Genomic DNA, 15,252 nt, shown 5'->3' with positions numbered 1-15,252 from the left:
CCGGGAGAGGGCTGCTCGCCAGCGGCCCTGGCCCACGGCGTAGCCACCGGGACCAGTCCCTTCGCTGCGCAGCATCGCCTAGACGGGCCTCTACGTGCACCCTTCGCTGCGCCGGACTCGGTCGCAACTAGCCCCTAGCCGTATCCGCCGACGACCTCCTTCCGCCGGCGCCTGTCTGCACTTCGATGCGGCGGGCGACATCGGCCAGCTGGATGGTGATGCGCCTCTGACTCTCGTAGGTCGCATGGTCGGGGATTGTGCAGTATTGGGCGTCTTCACGTGCGACATAGTCCAGGAAGATCAGAACCCGGCCTCGCCAGCCGAGCTCACGCTCGTCCAACATCCGATGCCACGTCGTCTCGGAGAGCAGCGGTGTGACGTCGGCCATCGCGCTGAGGTATTCGAACGACGGAGCCTGCCCCGGTTTCCCGGACACCTGCCGTGAGGTGACGATGTCACCTTCGAGAGGAGTCCTTGTGCCTGCAGCCAAGCCGCCGGAGTTCCGGCGCCGAGCAGTGGACCTGGCCCGCAGTGGCCAGCAGCCGGTCGCGAAGGTCGCGGCCGACCTAGGGATCAGCGAGTCGTGCCTGCGTCGGTGGATGGCCCAGGACGACGTGGACACCGGCCGTCGGGAGGGTCTGACCAGCGAGGAACGCAAGGAGCTGGTCGAGCTGCGCCGCCGGACCCGGGTGCTGGAGATGGAGAACGAGATCCTCAAGCGCGCCAGCGCCTACTTCGCCCGGGAGAACGTCCTCCCAAAATGACGTTCCGGCTGGTCCGTGAGCTCGCCGAGGACGGGGTGTCCGTCGCGGTGGCCTGCCGGGTGCTGAAGGTCTCCAGGTCCGGCTACTGGCAGGTCCGGCCGCCCTCGGCCCGGTCGCTGGCCGACGCCGAGCTCACCGCGACGATCGTGGCGGTCCACCAGATGTCGCGGTGCACCTACGGGGCTCCCCGGGTCCATGCCGAGCTGCGGCTCGGTCTGGGTCTGGCCAGCGGGCGCAAGCGCGTGGCCCGGCTGATGCGCTCCGCGGGCCTGGCCGGGGTGTGTCACCGGCGCAAACGTCGTGGACAGCGGCCGCTGCCTGCACCGCACGAGGACCTGGTCCGCCGGCGCTTCACCGCCGACAGCCCGGACCGGTTGTGGTGCACCGACATCACCGAGCACCCCACGAACACCGGGAAGGTCTACTGCGCCGCGGTCCTGGACGTGTTCACCCGCAAGGTCGTGGGGTGGTCGATCGCGGACCACATGCGCTCCGAGCTGGTCGTCGACGCCCTGCAGATGGCCATCTGGACCCGCCAGCCCGCGCCGGGCGTGATCGTCCACGCGGACCGCGGAGCCCACACCTCGTGGATCTTCGGGCACCGGCTGCGCTCGGCCGGCCTGCTCGGGTCCATGGGCCGGGTCGCCTCGAGCGTGGACAACACGATGATGGAGTCGTTCTGGTCGACCATGCAGCGCGAGCTCCTGGACCGGCGCACCTGGGCCAGCCGCGAGGAGCTCGCCGCGGCGATCTTCGAGTGGATCGAAGGCTTCTACAACCCCCACCGGCGCCACTCCGGCCTCGGCTACCGGTCCCCGAACGACTTCGAGGACCTTCACACTGTCAACGACGGCTGAATCCTGATCAGGGATCGACGTCTGAAAGTTGACCACCCTGCCTTGGTTGTCGTCAGTCTGTGCTGGCCGCGGGTGGGCGGCCGAGGTCGCGGTTCTTGAGTCGGTAGGAGTCGCCTTTGAGGGCGATGACGTCGGCGTGGTGGACGAGGCGGTCGATCATCGCGGCGGCGACGGTGTCGTCGCCGAAGACCTCGCCCCAGCGGCCGAACGGCTTGTTCGAGGTGACGATCAGGGAGGCGCGTTCGTAGCGGGCTGAGACGAGCTGGAAGAACAGGTTCGCGGCCTCGGGTTCGAAGGGGATGTAGCCGACCTCGTCGATCACGAGCAGCGGGTAGCGGCCCAGGCGGCGTAGCTCGTCTTGCAGGCGCCCGTCGTGGTGCGCGGTCGCCAGGCGGTCGACCCACTGTGAGGCGGTCGCGAACAGGACCCGGTGCCCGGCCTGGCAGGCGCGGATCGCGATCCCGGTGGCCAGGTGGGTCTTGCCGGTGCCGGGCGGGCCGAGGAAGACGACGTTCTCGCGGGCGGTCACGAAGTCCAAGGTCCCCAGGTGGGCGATCTGGTCGCGGGCCAGGCCGCGGGCGTGCTCGAAGTCGAAGTCCTCCAGGGACTTGCGGGCGGGGAACCGGGCGGCGCGGATGCGTCCTTCGCCGCCGTGGGTCTCGCGGGCGGCGACCTCGCGTTGCAGGCAGGCCGCGAGGAACTCCTCGTGGGTCCAGGACTCCGCGCGGGCGCGTTCGGCGAGCCGCTCGACCGCCTCGCGCAGCGTCGGGGCCTTCAGCGCGCGGGTCAAGAACGCGAGCTCGCTGGTCACGTCCCGGGCCGGGGCCCTCGTGGCGGGCATCAGGCGACCTCGGTCAGGCCGAACGCGGCGTCGTAGGCGCCCAGGTCACGCTGCTCGACCTCGTCGAGGTCCGTCGCCGGCGCGCGGTGCGCGGCCGCGTGGGACAGCGCCAGGGCGGCGGCCTTGTGGGTGGGGTCGGTGACCGTCTGCCACCGCGCCCAGCACCGCTGATGCGACGCGACGACCTTCGCGCCCAGGCGCACGGTGACCTGCTCAAGGTCGGCGACGACCTCGACGAACCGGCCGACCGCGACCGGGTCGACCGAGTAGTCATTCGACCCGACTCTGACGTAGTGGTCACGCGGCAACCGGACCCGCGCGCGTGATCCGAGCTGCGGGGTGACCGGCGGCAAGGTGAGCATCGCGTCCCGGTCGGCCGCCCACCGGTCCAACGGCCGGCAACCCAGAGCGCGGTGCTGGCGGGCGTTCGCGACCGGCAGCCAGTCAGCGAGCTGGGCGTTGAAGTCCTCGGGGCTGGTGAACACCCGCCCGGGCAGGAACGAGGTCTCCAAGTAGCCGTTCGCGCGCTCGACCAGCCCCTTGGCTTCCGGATCGCGCGGGCGGCACTGGTGGACCCCGATGCCCAGGACCCCGCGGAACGCCTCGAACTCCTCGGTCAGCTTCGGTCTGCCGGCCCGCCAGGACCCGACCGCGGCCTCGTTGTCCCAGACCAGCTCACGAGCCACCGCGCCCATCGACGTCAGCAGCGCCCAGTGCCCGGCGATCAAGTCCGGGGCCTGCCGCGAGGGCAGCATGAGCGCGAACATCATCCGTGAGTAGCCCGCCACCATCACCAGCACCGGCGGGGACCCGACCTGCCCCGCCCCGAGCGGCACGTCGACCGGCGGGAACCACAGGTCGCACTGCAACCGGTGCCCCGGCTCGTAGGTCGTGCGCGACGCCGGATCCGGGGGCAGGTAGTACGGGCGCAGCACCCGCACCCGGTCCTTCAAGATCGTCAACGAGTGCTCCCAGACGATCCGCTGCGCGATCACCGTCGCAGGCATGCTCGGGCACGACGCCAACAACTCGCGGATCTGCGGCTCGACCGCGTCGACCAGCGAGCCCTTCGCCGGGCGTTCGTACTTCGGCGGCCGGTCGCTGGCCAGCGCCTTCTTCACGGTGTTCCGCGCGATCCCGAGGTCACGCGCGATCGCCGAGATCGACTTGCCCTCGACGCGACGCAGCCGACGGACCTCTGCCCAGTCCTCCACACCGATCACCCTCCTCAGGATCACGGCAGCCTGGTCAGATTTCAGCCGTCGATCCCTGATCAGTCTTCAGGCGTCGTCGACACACACCACCGCTACCGCGGCGGCATGATCAACCAACCCGAACTGTCCGGGAAACCGGGTCAGGCTCCAAGGCGGTGCAGGTGATCCTCGGGCACTCGACGGCGACGATGACGATGGACCTGTACGGGCATCTGTTCAGCGAGGCGACCTGGCAGGCGATGGAGCGGCTACCGGTGATACCGCTGATGCAGGTGCCGAGGCTTATCGACTCACCTGCGTCCTCCGTGCCACCCGCAGACAAACACAGGCCACGGCCTCTTCCAAGCGATTCCTACCGCGCTCGCTGACCTGCTCGCTTCGCACGCGCACGGGCTGCCACCTTGCGCGCGCCGGTCGCGGTCATCCGCCACCTCGCCATCTCGACGCTCACACCGAACCTACGCGCCACATCGACATCAGCGACGTTGAGGTAGGCGAGCCGCCGTGCGGCGTCCGTTGGGATCAGCAACTCACCACCGAGCTCTGCAGCCTCCGCCTCGTGTGCCGGCTCGGAGATGCGGCAGCCCTTCCCGTCCATGAGCGTGGCGGTGAAGGGATGCTCGAGGATCACGTGGGCCATCTCGTGGCTCGCAGTGGACACGCGCCGCTCGGGTGCGTGCGTGTCGTTCTCCACGATCACCGTGCTGCCATCACTGAGGGGCACCAGCGCCCCCGAGAACACCGACTGCCTGGCGGACTGGAAGTGGGCGAGCACCGTGGGCGAGCACCCGAGTTGGGACAGCGGGAGGACATCAATCCCGTAAGCGTCGGCGAGCTGAAGCGGATCCAGTGGGTCGTGCGGGCCGAGCCCAATCTCCTCCCGCACCTCCAATGCGAGCCGCTTCAGCCCCGCCTTATTCACCCGCGCTCCTGCCGCCTGACGGCTGCACGTCGCAGCGTGGCTTGGATGAGCTCTTGCAGCATTGCGACGTCCTCCTCCTCCAAGTCCTTGCTCGCTCGGAGCAGCGGCGCGAGGCGCACCGTCAGCTCGGGCTCGGAAGCGGCGCGTGCTTCGCCTTCCTCGATGAGGAAGTCCTCCGCCGGCAGCCCGAGCCACGTGACCAGCGTCATGAATCCGTCGGCGTCCGGCTTGTATCCGTTCCGGAGGCGCGAGAGGAGCGACGGTGTCACGCCGCTCTCGGCGGCGACTTGTCGCCACGACAGCCCCTTCGTCAGACGCGCCTGCTCCAGTGCGTTCTGCAGAGCTGCGGCATCGATCCGGGCCTTCGACATGAGGCTCCCTCCTGATCGTCCAGCCTCCAGTGTCGCACTTTCGGAACAGCGGTTGCATTCCGGCACGCCGACGGGCTAGCGTCGGCACCGTGGTTCGATATCGGATCACTGACACGAGAGAGGATCACCATGGCTGAGATCGGCACGACGGCCCGTACCGGCGAGACCTGCCCGGAGAGCGGCGTGTGGCAGGCCGTCGGGACGCCATCCACGACCGCCCCCATCGCCAAGGGCAACACGATGCCGCCGTACGCAGCCGCGGCGGTCACCTGGAAGCTCATCCGCAAGGCGTGACGGCGCCGACGACGGAGGGGAAGGAGGTGATCACATGGCAACGAGCAAGGGCAGCGGCAAGCGTGGGCGCAGCGCGATCTCTGGGCGGTTCGTGAAGCAGTCCACCGTCAAGAAGTCGCCGAGGACGACTGTGAACGAGTCGACCAAGGGCAAGCGCAAGTAAGGCCGCGGGAGCGACCGATGCTCCCTGTCGGTAGCGCGACCGGGGCGCCCTGGACGGGTCCGACAGATCGAGCAAGTTGGGAGGTGGAGGACATGGAGAAGCTGGTCGACGGCCTCGTCGAGTTGGCCGTGAGGCTGACGGTGCTGGGCGCAGGCGTGTGGGTGTTTCGCGAGTGGGTCACTCAGATGCTCGCGAGGTGATCGGCGAGGGCCTGGGGTCGGGAGCGGGCCGGCAGCACCCGGACCCCAGGCCATCTCCCCGGTGGGAGAACTCTCCAGTCAGTCGCGCAGGGCCCGCAGCACGAGGGCTGTGGCGGGCGTGGAGGTGCTCACAATCTCATCCCGCGCTGCCTGCGCGTCAGGGGCCGGGGCCGTCACGTCGCCTCTCCGGCTAGGGCGTGCCCGCACGCGATTGATGGTCGCAAAGTCGCCTTCCCAGAGGGCGCCGATCAGTTCCCGATCGACGCCGAGGAAGGCCTCCATTTCGCCGCCGGGCAGCGGCACCCTGGAACGGGTACCGGTGTACACGACTTGATTCACGACCTCCTGCGCCGCTTGGCCGCGACGGCCGGTGGGACGGCGTTGCGCCCGGAGCCGCGCGGGTGCGAGACGAAGGAACAACTCCGGCACGTCTGCGATCTCGGCATACCGGGCAAGCACGGTGCCGAACACGTCGGTGGCTGCACGTGACGCGTCCACTTGCTTAGCCACGCGCGTGCCGCCATCGAGTCTGCCGACCTCGCCGAGGTCGACGGGCCCTCCGCTGTGTAGGGGCTGCACCCCCACCGCGGCGTACCGAAGTTCGGCGCCCGCGAGCACCCCTCCCACGATGCCGGGCACCGCCTTCCCCTGGATTGTCGTGGCCTCGACCTGCCCGGCTCCAGCCGGGATATCCCGCGCGTGCTTGTCGGACCGCGTCGCGCCCTTTGATTCCAGCACGCCGTGCGCCGACATCCTGCGAGCGCCTGGGGCGGTGGCGCTCAAGACGAAGTCCGCTCGCCGGCCCTTCGGCTTGTCGACCATGCCGGAGGCGATCGCCACATCGACGTCGACGGTGTCCATCACGAGGCCCGGGAAGGTGTGCTCGAACCAACGCCGCGCCAGGACGACGGACATTCCCACCCCGAACTCCTCGCTCATGATCGCTCGCTGGTGACCGCGCACCTTCCGCGCCGCGGCTGAAAGCGTGAGAGCGGGCGGCATGGCCTTGGTCCGGTCGAACCCCCCGACGTAGCGCATGAGAGCCCAGTACCGATACACCTCGAAGACGTCAGGCGCGTACGCGAACCTCGTCGCGACGGCGAGCTCGTGCAGGATTTGCACCGGCCGCACGGTGATCCCGCCGTCGAGGTACGGAAGGCCGAACGCGATGGAACTCTTGAGCCGTTGCTGCGCCTCTGCCGCCAACGTCGCGTCGCTGCGGCCAAACACATTGATGGGCGAGCCCATCAAGGCCAGGGCATACCGGAGGTCCACGCGATCATCCTCTCAAGGCGGCAGACAGGGGATGCAGGGCCGCGGACTTGGCACGGTCGAACTTGCCCGTACGCGGCGCCTTGCCGTCGGCATCCTCCACCTCGGGCTGCAGCCGGCTGCGAGGACCACGCCTGTGGTTTTCGAGTGACTGGAAGGGATCGCAACGTCGTCCGGCGCACCCGACTCGGCTCACCGATGCCCGGATGACCTAGAGGACTTGGCGCCGCCAGCGGCGCCGAGCCACCGCCCCGATGGCCGGCCCCGTCCGCCGGCGTCCGTCCACGTCCTGAGACGAGTCGCTGACCACACGCTGACCACGAGCCCCAGGCGGACGAAGCGGTCCCGGCGTCCGAGGCACCGTACAGGCGGCTGACCTGCGAAGACACTCTGTGCGCCTGGGCAGATTCGAACTGCCGACACCCGCTTTAGGAGAGCGGTGCTCTATCCCCTGAGCTACAGGCGCTCGGGCCGGGGCCCGGGCTGCCGCGTGCGACGCGGGGTCGCGGCGGCGCAGGCCAGCCTACCGGCCGGCGGGAGGGTCGTCGGTGCGGAGCGCTGCGCTCGGGCGAGGGGCGGTCGGTTGCCAGGGGCCAGCGAGAGTTCGAAAAATAACCGGTTCAGCGGACGAAAGTTCATCTCAGACATCTTGACCATCTCGGGGCAACGCGCCCACACTCCTCGGGCAAGGTCCTGCAGGGGAAGGTCCTCAGGCAGGTCATCGGTGTGGATCGAGCCGCATCGCCGCAGGTCAGCGGCATAGTGCAGCGGCCAACGACCCTCGCGTCTCCCCGATCCACGATTCCGCACGAAGGAGTGCAGAATGACCGCAAGTTTCGCAACCCTCCGGCGTCCGAAGCATCGTCGTCGGTCCGTGAAGCAGCTCGTCGCAGGCGTGGCCGTCGCCGGTCTCGTCGGGACGGGTCTCGCGATCGCGCTGCCGGCGTCGGCGGCGGTCACGTCCAACCAGACCGGCAACAGCGGCGGGTACTACTACTCGTTCTGGACGGACTCGCAGGGCACGGTGTCGATGGAGCTCGGCTCGGGTGGTAACTACTCGACGTCGTGGCGCAACACGGGCAACTTCGTCGCCGGCAAGGGCTGGCAGACGGGGTCGGGCCGCGCGGTGTCCTACAGCGGGCAGTTCAACCCGTCGGGCAACGCGTACCTGACGCTGTACGGGTGGACCACGGGTCCGCTGATCGAGTACTACATCGTCGACAACTGGGGCACGTACCGCCCGACGGGCTCGTACATGGGCACCGTGAACTCCGACGGTGGCACGTACGACATCTACCGCACGCAGCGCGTGAACCAGCCCTCGATCCAGGGCACGGCCACGTTCTACCAGTACTGGTCGGTGCGCCAGCAGAAGCGGACGGGCGGCACGATCACGGCCGCGAACCACTTCAACGCGTGGGCGTCGAAGGGCATGAACCTGGGCTCGCAGAACTACCAGATCCTGGCGACCGAGGGGTACCAGTCCTCCGGCTCGTCGAACATCACCGTGTCCGAGGGCTCGGGCGGCGGTGGCAACACCGGCGGCGGCGGGAACACCGGCGGTGGCGGCAACACCGGCGGCGGCGGCTCCTGCACGGTGTCCGCGACGAAGACGCAGGAGTGGGGTGACCGCTTCAACGTCACCTACTCGGTCTCCGGCTCGAACAGCTGGACGGTGACGGTGTACCCGTCGAACGGCCAGTCGATCCAGAACCACTGGAACGCGAACCGCAACGGCAACACGTTCACCCCGAACGGTGCCGGCAACACGTTCGGCGTGACCTACTACAAGGGTCCGAACAACGTGAACTGGACGCCCAGCGCGTTCTGCTGACACACACGCACCACTGACACACACGCACCACCGGGGCGGGGCCGCACCAGCGGTCCCGCCCCTGCGCGTGTCAGCGCAGGACCGCGATCAGGCCTTCGCGGGAGTGCACGCCCGTCTTGGTGAAGACGCGCGCCAGGTGGGAGTCGACGGTCCGCACCGAGAGCGTCAGGCGGGCGGCGATCGCGCGGCTCGTCATGCCGCCCGCCGCGAGCGAGGCGATCTCACGCTCGCGAGGAGTGAGGGCCACGGGTGGTTCGACGGGCGGGAGCCACAGGCCGCAGCGGTTGAGCTCGCGCTCGGCGATGCGCGCGAGGTCCGCGTCCTGCGCGGCCAGCGCGGCGACGTGGGCGGCCACCGCGGCGGCGCGGGGGCCTTCGACGAGCGTCGCGAGCTCGTCGACGCGCGCGATGACGTCCGGCGCGTGGTGGCCGGCGCGGACGTAGCGGTGCAGGGCCTCGAGCTCGACGCGCAGCGCACCACGTTCGCGCGCCCACACCGCCAGCGACGCGGCCTCGCGCGCGGGGTCCTCGTCGTGCAGCCACGTCAGGGTGTCGAGGCGGACGAGCCGGATCTCGGGCTCGAGCGCCGCCGCGGCGCGCAGGGGCACGGTGCGCAGCTGGTCGAGCAGGTGGTGCGCGGCGCGCGTCGTGCCGCTCGCCGCCATGGCCAGGGCCTCGGCGGCCGTGGTGTAGGCGGTCAGGGCGCGGGAGTCGTCGACGCGCAGGCGCGCGTTCGCGGCGCGCAGGTCCGTGGCGGCCTGCGACCACACGCCGAACGCGATGCCGGTGATGCCGCGCGCGATCTGCGTCGCGACCCAGTCCAGCGGCGCCCCGGCCTCGGGGTCCTCCGCCATCGCGAGCGGCCGCACGTCCCCGGACCACAGGCGCATGACCGCGTCGAGCATCGCGATCTCCCCGACACCCCAGCGGTACCGCTCGCCGTACGCGACCGCGATGGGCACGTGCCGCTCGCACAGCGCGTGCGCCTCGGCGAACCGGCCGGCGTTGGCCAGGCGCAGCGCGGTGGGCGCCACCAGCCGCACGGCCGTCGCGGGCACGCGCGGCGCGGCCAGCAGCGCGAGCGCCTCGTCGTGCGCACGCTCGTCGTACCCGCCCCACCCCAGCCGCGTCAGACGCGTGGCGCGCAGCTCGGCCCGCCACGTCCCCGGCGCGCGCACGGCCTCCAGGTGCGCGGCGGCGTCGTCGACCACGCGCAGCGCCTCCGCGACGTCGATCCCCGACGCGTGCAACGACGCGGCGACCACCTGCACGGCGTCCGCGAGCCGCAGCGCGAGCCCCGCGTCCAGCGTGGGCAGCGCGCGCAGCGTGTCGATCACGGTCTCCGCGTCGTGCTGCGCGCGCACCAGGTCCGTCTGCGCCCACCACGCCTGCGCGCGCCAGTTCATGAGCTGCGCCCACCGGTCCCCGCCGACGGTCGCCGAGCGCAGCGCCAGGTCGATGAGCCGTACGACGACGTCCGGCTGCTGGAGCGTGAACGCCTCCTCGATCGCGGACTCCAACCGGTGCGGCCCCACCGCGAGCCCGGCGTCCATCGCGAGCAGCACCGAGCGCAGCAGGGACGCGCCCGTCGCGGCGTGCGTCGAGTCCGCGACCAGGTCCAGCACCTCGCGACGACGACCGCCGGGCACCCGCGCGCGCACCGCCTCCGCGTACAGGGCGTGCGCCAGGTCGACGACGATCTCGCTGCCGCCCCCGGCGGACCGCTCGGGCCGCAGCGTCGCGACCCCGCCGTGCACGAGCTCGTCGACCGCGGCCTGCGGGACCGCGTCCAGCAGCAGCGACAGCGGCGCGGGGCACAGCATCGCGACGACCTCGAGCGCGCGGTGCGCGTCCGACGACAGGCGCGACACGTCGTTCTCGACGATCTCCAGCAGCCGCGCCCCGGGCGTCGCCCGCCCGGTCCACACCCACACCGACTCGTACTCGCGCAGCGCCCCGGACGCCTTCTCGGCGCGCACCAGCTCGCGCGCGTGGAACACGTTGCCCTGCGTCTCGCCCCACACGCGCTGCACGGTGTCGGCCGTGGGCGTGCCGCCGAGCTCGCCCGCGAGCCACTGCTCCATCTCGCTCACCGTGAACGGCGAGACGTCGACGCGCTCGACCACGTCGTCCTTCCACAGCTCGAGCCACGGCGAGCCGGACGCGCCCGCGGGCCGCATCGTCGCGACGAGCACCACCTCGTCCTGCCGCACCACCCACGCGAGCGCCTGCGCGGACGCGTCGTCGAGCAGGTGCGCGTCGTCGAGGCGCAGCACCACGGGCGACCCGGCGCTCAGCTGGGCCAGCGAGTCGTGCAGCGCGCGCACGGTCCGCGCGAAGCTCCCGTACGCGAGGATCTCGTCGCCCAGCAGCGGCTCCAGCGCGGACAGCGGCAGCCCCGCACGCGCGGACGCCCCCGTGAGCGCGACCGCCACGGGCGCCTGCCCGTCGACCGTCAGCCCCTCGAGCGCGCGCGCCGCGAGCGCGGTCTTCCCCACCCCCGCCTCGCCGACGACCATCACCGAGCGCTGCGCGCGCAGGCTCTCGCGCAGCTCCTCGACCGCGCGCCGCCGCGACGGCGGCGCCACCCACTGCCGCGGGCCACGCGAACCGTGCCGGGCGAAGCCGTGGGCCGGCTGCCCACCCGGCACGACGTCGATTGCCCCCGGCAAAGGGGATGACCACGCTGTCACAGAGTCTCCCAGCGAAAGGGGACGATTCCGCCATCTTGCCGCCACGAGAGGGTGAAGCAAGAGGGTCAGAGGGTGAACGACCACATTTCATCCACCCGGCAGGTATTCCCCGAAAGGCTGAACGCCTGACCTGGACCAGGGCGCGACGGACGTTGCGTAGCGATTACCGATGCCCCGCGACCACCGCGTTCCTAGCGTCAGCAACGACCCACCCTCGTGCAGGGGGAACCCGCCCGTGCCGACGACGCCGCCGGCGCGGGGACCTCGCAGCCGAAAGAAGGATGGCCGTGCCCACCTACGCAGCGCCCGGCGTGTACGTCGAGGAGATCCCCTCCTCCCAGAAGGTCCTCACCTCAGCCCCGACCGCCGTGGCGGCGTTCGTCGGCTTCACGGCCACCGCGCCCACCGACGACCCGAACGACCCCGACGGCCTCGCGCCCCGGCTCGTCACGAGCTGGCCGCAGTTCGAGGCCCTGTACGGGGGCTTCGTCGAGGGGGCACTGCTGCCCCTGTCCGTGTACGGCTTCTTCCTCAACGGCGGCGCGCAGGCCTACGTGGTCCGCGTGCCCAACGCCGAGCCGTCCGGCGAGCCCGCGCGCCTCGAGCTGCCCGCGCAGGACCGCGCGCTCGGCCTGCCGCTCGCGGTCGAGTCCGTCGAGCCCGACGCGGACCTCACGGTCCTCGTCGAGTCCCAGGACGCGCCCGACGACGAGGACGGCCCCGCACCGTTCACCATCACCGTGATCGAGGGCAACGACGCGGTCGAGACGTTCCCCGACCTGACCCTCGGCGGACCGCGCGACGCCGCGACCGTCATCAACGCGACCTCCACCAAGGTGAAGGTCGAGGTCAAGGTCGCCGACGACATCGACCTGTCCAGCCAGCTCGAGCTGCTCAAGCCCGGCCAGTACCGCCTCGAGAAGGCCGCGCCCAAGCCCGTGCCCGTCTCCGGCCGCAAGTTCGCCGGCTCCGAGACCGCCCGCTCCGGCATCAACGGCCTCGCGATCGCCGAGGACGTCACGATCGTCGCCGTCCCCGACCTGCTGACCGCCGCCACCAAGGCCGACGGCACGCTCGACCTCGGGCTGTGGAAGGCCGTCCAGACCAGCCTCATCGCGCACTGCGAGCAGCACGCCAACCGCGTCGCGATCCTCGACGCCCCGCCCGGGCTCACGCCGCAGCAGGTGCGCGAGTGGCGCAGCGACGCCGCGCAGTACGACTCCGCGTTCGCAGCGCTGTACTACCCGTGGATCAGGGTCGAGAACCCCACCGGCACCAACGGCAACGCCGAGATCCTCGTCCCGCCCTCGGGTCACGTCGCAGGCGTGTGGGCGCGCACCGACGAGACGCGCGGCGTGTGGAAGGCCCCCGCCAACGACACGATCCGCGGCGCGCTCGACGTCGAACGCTCCATCACGCAGAACGAGCAGGCCATCCTCAACCCGATCGGCATCAACGCGATCCGCCCGTTCGGCACGCGCGGCATCCGGGTCTGGGGCGCACGCACCCTCGCGTCCGACACCGACTGGCAGTACATCAACGTCCGCCGCCTGTTCAACATGATCGAGTCGACGATCCTCGAAGGCACCCAGTGGGCCGTGTTCGAGCCGAACGACGTCGCGCTCTGGGAAGGCGTCAAGCGCACCCTCAACGCCTACCTGCGCGGCCTGTGGCAGGCCGGCGCGCTGTTCGGCTCGTCGCCCGACCAGGCGTTCTTCGTCAAGTGCGACGAGACGACGAACCCGCCCGAGTCGATCGACGCCGGGAAGCTCGTCGTCGAGGTCGGCATCGCACCCGTCAAGCCCGCCGAGTTCGTCATCTTCCGCATCAGCCAGAACAAGCAGGTCGCGAGCTGAGACCGCTCGCGCGACCGACTGACCCACTGACCCAAGGAGATCCCGATGCCCAACGACCTCATCGACGGTGACCCGCTCATCGCCCAGAACTTCTTCCTGGAGATCGACGGCTCCGTCGTCACGATCCTCGCCTCCGTGTCCGGCCTGGACATCGAGATGGAGGTCGCCTCCACGCAGCAGGTCGGCAAGGACGGCAAGTCGCAGACCATCAAGACCCTCGCCGGCCGCAACAAGCAGGGCGACCTCACGCTCACGCGCATGGCGCCGCCGGACGCCACCGCCGACAAGCTCTGGCAGTGGTTCCACGAGATCCGCAGCAAGGGGATCCTGCAGTCCGACCGCACCAACAACCGCAAGAACGGCTCGATCGTCCTCTACGACTCCACGCACGTGGAGGTCGCGCGGTTCAACTTCACCAACGGCTGGCCCAGCAAGATCGCCACCGACCAGCTGAGCGTCGACTCCAACGACCCCGTCAAGGAGAACGTCACGCTCACGATCGAGTCCCTCGAGCGGATCAAGTGACCCTGCGGACCCGCTACGAGTTCACCCTGCCGCGCGGCTACGTCGACCGCGACGGGGCCGTCCACCGCGACGGCGTGATGCGCCTCGCGACGGCCCGTGACGAGCTGGAGCCGCTGCGCGACCCCACCGTCACGGGCCCGGACGACCCGCGCCTCACGATCGTCGTCCTCGCCCGCGTCGTGGAGAGCCTCGGGACGCTCACGCAGGTCACCCCGCACGAGATCGAGGGCCTGTTCGCCGCCGACCTGGCGTACCTGCAGGACTTCTACGGCGTCATCAACTTCGGCACCGCCGAGGAGTTCGCGCAGTTCGTCGCGGCCCAGCAGGCGCTCGGCGCGGCACCCGGGACGGTCCCCGAACCGGTGGTCGAGGCCGCCGACGAGACCGACCTCGACGGTGCCGCGGTCCCGCTGCCCCGGCCGGGACGAGCCGCGATCGAGGAGATCCGCGCGGAGGGTCGCTAGGAGGGCGGCATGCTGCGCTACCCCGTCGAGGCGCTCTGGCAGGAGATCGCCTACCTGGCGTACCACCTGCACTGGCCGCTGCCCGACCTGCTGGACCTGGAGCACATGGACCGTGTGCGCATGGTGCGCGCGGTCTCGGCCATGAACGCCCGAGCGTGGGAGGCGGTGCGGGACAGTGCCTGAGGCACCGCTGGGCGGCGACGCCCCCGTCGCGGCGAACTTCGTGTTCGAGGTCGACGGCGTCGAGATCGGCGCGTTCAAGGAGGTCAGCGGGCTCGAGCTCGTCGTGACCACGCAGGAGTACGTCGAGGGCGGGCAGAACCAGTACGTGCACCGGTTCCCCGGCGTCATGCGCTGGCCGAACCTCGTGTTCCGGCGGGGCCTGGTCAACTCCGACGCCCTGTTCTCGTGGGTCACCAAGACCTCCGGCGACGAGTTCGCGGGCAACGGCAACGCGCTCACCCGCGCCACCGGCGCCGTGACCGTCGTCGACGGCACCGGCAAGCGCCTGCGGTCCTGGCAGCTCGACGGGGTGTTCGCCGTCGCGTGGTCCGGTCCGCGCCTGTCCGCCGAGGTCGCCGAGTCGCTCGTCGAGACCCTCGAGGTCGCGCACAACGGCTTCCGCGCCGCGGCCTCCTGACCGCGGCTTCTTCCGGGTACGACGACGAGAGGACCTCAGACCGAGTGAGCGAGCAGCCGCGCAGCGCGACCGTCGGGCTCCCGACGGTCGCCGGCGTGCCCGCCGCCACCGGCTCGTCCGACGACCGCAACCGCCTCGGCCGGGCCGTCGCGCGCCGCATGGCCCCACCCGGCCCCCGGCCCGGGCACGCGCGGCCCTCGCCGATCGGGTCGCTCGCGTCGTCGTCCGTGCGGTTCGCGACCGGCTGGGGCCGACCCGTCGAGGTCCGCCGCGCGCTCGCCGGCCCCTCGCCCGTGCACGTCCGGTCCCGCGGCGCCGACGTCGCACCGCCGCGCTGGTGGGC

At 70.9% G+C, this 15,252-nt stretch carries 17 protein-coding genes and 1 tRNA gene; 10 read left to right on the top strand and 8 right to left on the bottom strand.

The features are described 5' to 3' along the window. Window positions 1-127: 127 nt before the first annotated feature. On the bottom strand, window positions 128-388 hold the full coding sequence (locus tag F1D97_RS06380) for a hypothetical protein (protein ID WP_236123034.1): 261 nt from the start codon (window positions 386-388) through the stop codon (window positions 128-130). A gap of 88 nt (window positions 389-476) precedes the next feature. Between F1D97_RS06380 and F1D97_RS06375 the strand changes: the two genes are divergently transcribed. After that, complete coding sequence (locus F1D97_RS06375) at window positions 477-764, top strand: transposase (RefSeq protein ID WP_186811418.1); 288 nt, start codon at window positions 477-479, stop codon at window positions 762-764. Next, window positions 761-1,621, top strand: coding sequence for an IS3 family transposase (locus F1D97_RS06370; RefSeq protein WP_236123033.1), 861 nt, complete (start codon window positions 761-763; stop codon window positions 1,619-1,621). Before F1D97_RS06375 ends, F1D97_RS06370 begins: the two co-directional genes overlap by 4 nt. 52 nt (window positions 1,622-1,673) lie before the next feature. Here F1D97_RS06370 and istB read toward each other — a convergent pair whose 3' ends face one another. The 4 genes from istB to F1D97_RS06350 all read right to left on the bottom strand — a co-directional run bounded on the left by istB (window position 1,674) and on the right by F1D97_RS06350 (window position 4,969). Next, on the bottom strand, window positions 1,674-2,462 hold the full coding sequence (istB, locus tag F1D97_RS06365; RefSeq protein WP_236122557.1) for an IS21-like element helper ATPase IstB: 789 nt from the start codon (window positions 2,460-2,462) through the stop codon (window positions 1,674-1,676). Beyond that, the gene (istA, locus tag F1D97_RS06360; protein ID WP_236122558.1) at window positions 2,462-3,685 is read right to left on the bottom strand and encodes an IS21 family transposase; all 1,224 of its coding nucleotides are present in this window, start codon (window positions 3,683-3,685) and stop codon (window positions 2,462-2,464) included. Before istA ends, istB begins: the two co-directional genes overlap by 1 nt. A 343-nt stretch (window positions 3,686-4,028) precedes the next feature. Further along, window positions 4,029-4,598, bottom strand: a complete 570-nt coding sequence (locus F1D97_RS06355) for an ImmA/IrrE family metallo-endopeptidase (RefSeq protein WP_236123032.1) — start codon at window positions 4,596-4,598, stop codon at window positions 4,029-4,031. Continuing rightward, entirely contained in the window at window positions 4,595-4,969 is a 375-nt protein-coding gene (locus F1D97_RS06350) for a helix-turn-helix domain-containing protein (RefSeq protein WP_236123031.1), read from the bottom strand. The genes F1D97_RS06355 and F1D97_RS06350 overlap by 4 nt, the downstream gene beginning before the upstream one ends. A gap of 129 nt (window positions 4,970-5,098) precedes the next feature. On the opposite strand from F1D97_RS06350, the gene F1D97_RS06345 reads away from it, so the two are divergent. Both F1D97_RS06345 and F1D97_RS17370 read left to right on the top strand, forming a co-directional pair. Further along, the gene (locus F1D97_RS06345; protein ID WP_236123030.1) at window positions 5,099-5,263 is read left to right on the top strand and encodes a hypothetical protein; all 165 of its coding nucleotides are present in this window, start codon (window positions 5,099-5,101) and stop codon (window positions 5,261-5,263) included. 34 nt (window positions 5,264-5,297) lie between these two features. Further along, window positions 5,298-5,426 (top strand): hypothetical protein, encoded by a 129-nt coding sequence (locus F1D97_RS17370; RefSeq protein ID WP_255701587.1) that lies wholly within the window; start codon window positions 5,298-5,300, stop codon window positions 5,424-5,426. 278 nt (window positions 5,427-5,704) lie between these two features. Here F1D97_RS17370 and F1D97_RS06340 read toward each other — a convergent pair whose 3' ends face one another. Together F1D97_RS06340 and F1D97_RS06335 are read right to left on the bottom strand one after the other, a co-directional pair. Further along, window positions 5,705-6,901: a hypothetical protein gene (locus F1D97_RS06340; RefSeq protein ID WP_236123029.1), complete on the bottom strand. Its 1,197-nt coding sequence runs from the start codon at window positions 6,899-6,901 to the stop codon at window positions 5,705-5,707. Between the two features lie 390 nt (window positions 6,902-7,291). Continuing rightward, window positions 7,292-7,364: transfer RNA gene (locus F1D97_RS06335), tRNA-Arg, on the bottom strand. A 408-nt stretch (window positions 7,365-7,772) separates the two neighbouring features. Here F1D97_RS06335 and F1D97_RS17480 point away from each other — a divergent pair. Continuing rightward, entirely contained in the window at window positions 7,773-8,732 is a 960-nt protein-coding gene (locus F1D97_RS17480; protein WP_317618962.1) for a glycoside hydrolase family 11 protein, read from the top strand. Between the two features lie 70 nt (window positions 8,733-8,802). Here F1D97_RS17480 and F1D97_RS06325 read toward each other — a convergent pair whose 3' ends face one another. Then, on the bottom strand, window positions 8,803-11,382 hold the full coding sequence (locus F1D97_RS06325) for a helix-turn-helix transcriptional regulator (protein ID WP_236123028.1): 2,580 nt from the start codon (window positions 11,380-11,382) through the stop codon (window positions 8,803-8,805). 329 nt (window positions 11,383-11,711) lie between these two features. Between F1D97_RS06325 and F1D97_RS06320 the strand changes: the two genes are divergently transcribed. Genes F1D97_RS06320 through F1D97_RS06300 form a run of 5 tightly spaced genes read left to right on the top strand, consistent with a single transcriptional unit; the run spans window position 11,712 to window position 14,909 of the window. Next, window positions 11,712-13,280: a phage tail sheath family protein gene (locus tag F1D97_RS06320; protein ID WP_236123027.1), complete on the top strand. Its 1,569-nt coding sequence runs from the start codon at window positions 11,712-11,714 to the stop codon at window positions 13,278-13,280. Between the two features lie 45 nt (window positions 13,281-13,325). Further along, on the top strand, window positions 13,326-13,805 hold the full coding sequence (locus F1D97_RS06315) for a phage tail protein (protein ID WP_236123026.1): 480 nt from the start codon (window positions 13,326-13,328) through the stop codon (window positions 13,803-13,805). Further along, window positions 13,802-14,269, top strand: coding sequence for a hypothetical protein (locus tag F1D97_RS06310; RefSeq protein ID WP_236123025.1), 468 nt, complete (start codon window positions 13,802-13,804; stop codon window positions 14,267-14,269). Before F1D97_RS06315 ends, F1D97_RS06310 begins: the two co-directional genes overlap by 4 nt. A 9-nt stretch (window positions 14,270-14,278) precedes the next feature. Next, window positions 14,279-14,452: a DUF6760 family protein gene (locus F1D97_RS06305; protein ID WP_236123024.1), complete on the top strand. Its 174-nt coding sequence runs from the start codon at window positions 14,279-14,281 to the stop codon at window positions 14,450-14,452. Continuing rightward, complete coding sequence (locus tag F1D97_RS06300) at window positions 14,445-14,909, top strand: phage tail protein (RefSeq protein ID WP_236123023.1); 465 nt, start codon at window positions 14,445-14,447, stop codon at window positions 14,907-14,909. The genes F1D97_RS06305 and F1D97_RS06300 overlap by 8 nt, the downstream gene beginning before the upstream one ends. Window positions 14,910-15,252: the final 343 nt, after the last annotated feature.

The sequence above is a fragment of the Cellulomonas palmilytica genome (genome assembly GCF_021590045.1).
GTDB lineage: Bacteria > Actinomycetota > Actinomycetes > Actinomycetales > Cellulomonadaceae > Cellulomonas > Cellulomonas palmilytica.
This window is presented reverse-complemented; position numbering and strand designations above follow the sequence as displayed.

What these genes read in the sequence shown, in the direction of transcription:
- F1D97_RS06380 (WP_236123034.1), bottom strand. Translation starts at nt 388, where the DNA reads ATGGCCGACGTCACACCGCTGCTCTCCGAGACGACGTGGCATCGGATG.
- F1D97_RS06370 (WP_236123033.1), top strand. Translation starts at nt 761, where the DNA reads ATGACGTTCCGGCTGGTCCGTGAGCTCGCCGAGGACGGGGTGTCCGTC.
- istB (WP_236122557.1), bottom strand. Translation starts at nt 2,462, where the DNA reads ATGCCCGCCACGAGGGCCCCGGCCCGGGACGTGACCAGCGAGCTCGCG.
- F1D97_RS06350 (WP_236123031.1), bottom strand. Translation starts at nt 4,969, where the DNA reads ATGTCGAAGGCCCGGATCGATGCCGCAGCTCTGCAGAACGCACTGGAG.
- F1D97_RS06345 (WP_236123030.1), top strand. Translation starts at nt 5,099, where the DNA reads ATGGCTGAGATCGGCACGACGGCCCGTACCGGCGAGACCTGCCCGGAG.
- F1D97_RS17370 (WP_255701587.1), top strand. Translation starts at nt 5,298, where the DNA reads ATGGCAACGAGCAAGGGCAGCGGCAAGCGTGGGCGCAGCGCGATCTCT.
- F1D97_RS06315 (WP_236123026.1), top strand. Translation starts at nt 13,326, where the DNA reads ATGCCCAACGACCTCATCGACGGTGACCCGCTCATCGCCCAGAACTTC.
- F1D97_RS06305 (WP_236123024.1), top strand. Translation starts at nt 14,279, where the DNA reads ATGCTGCGCTACCCCGTCGAGGCGCTCTGGCAGGAGATCGCCTACCTG.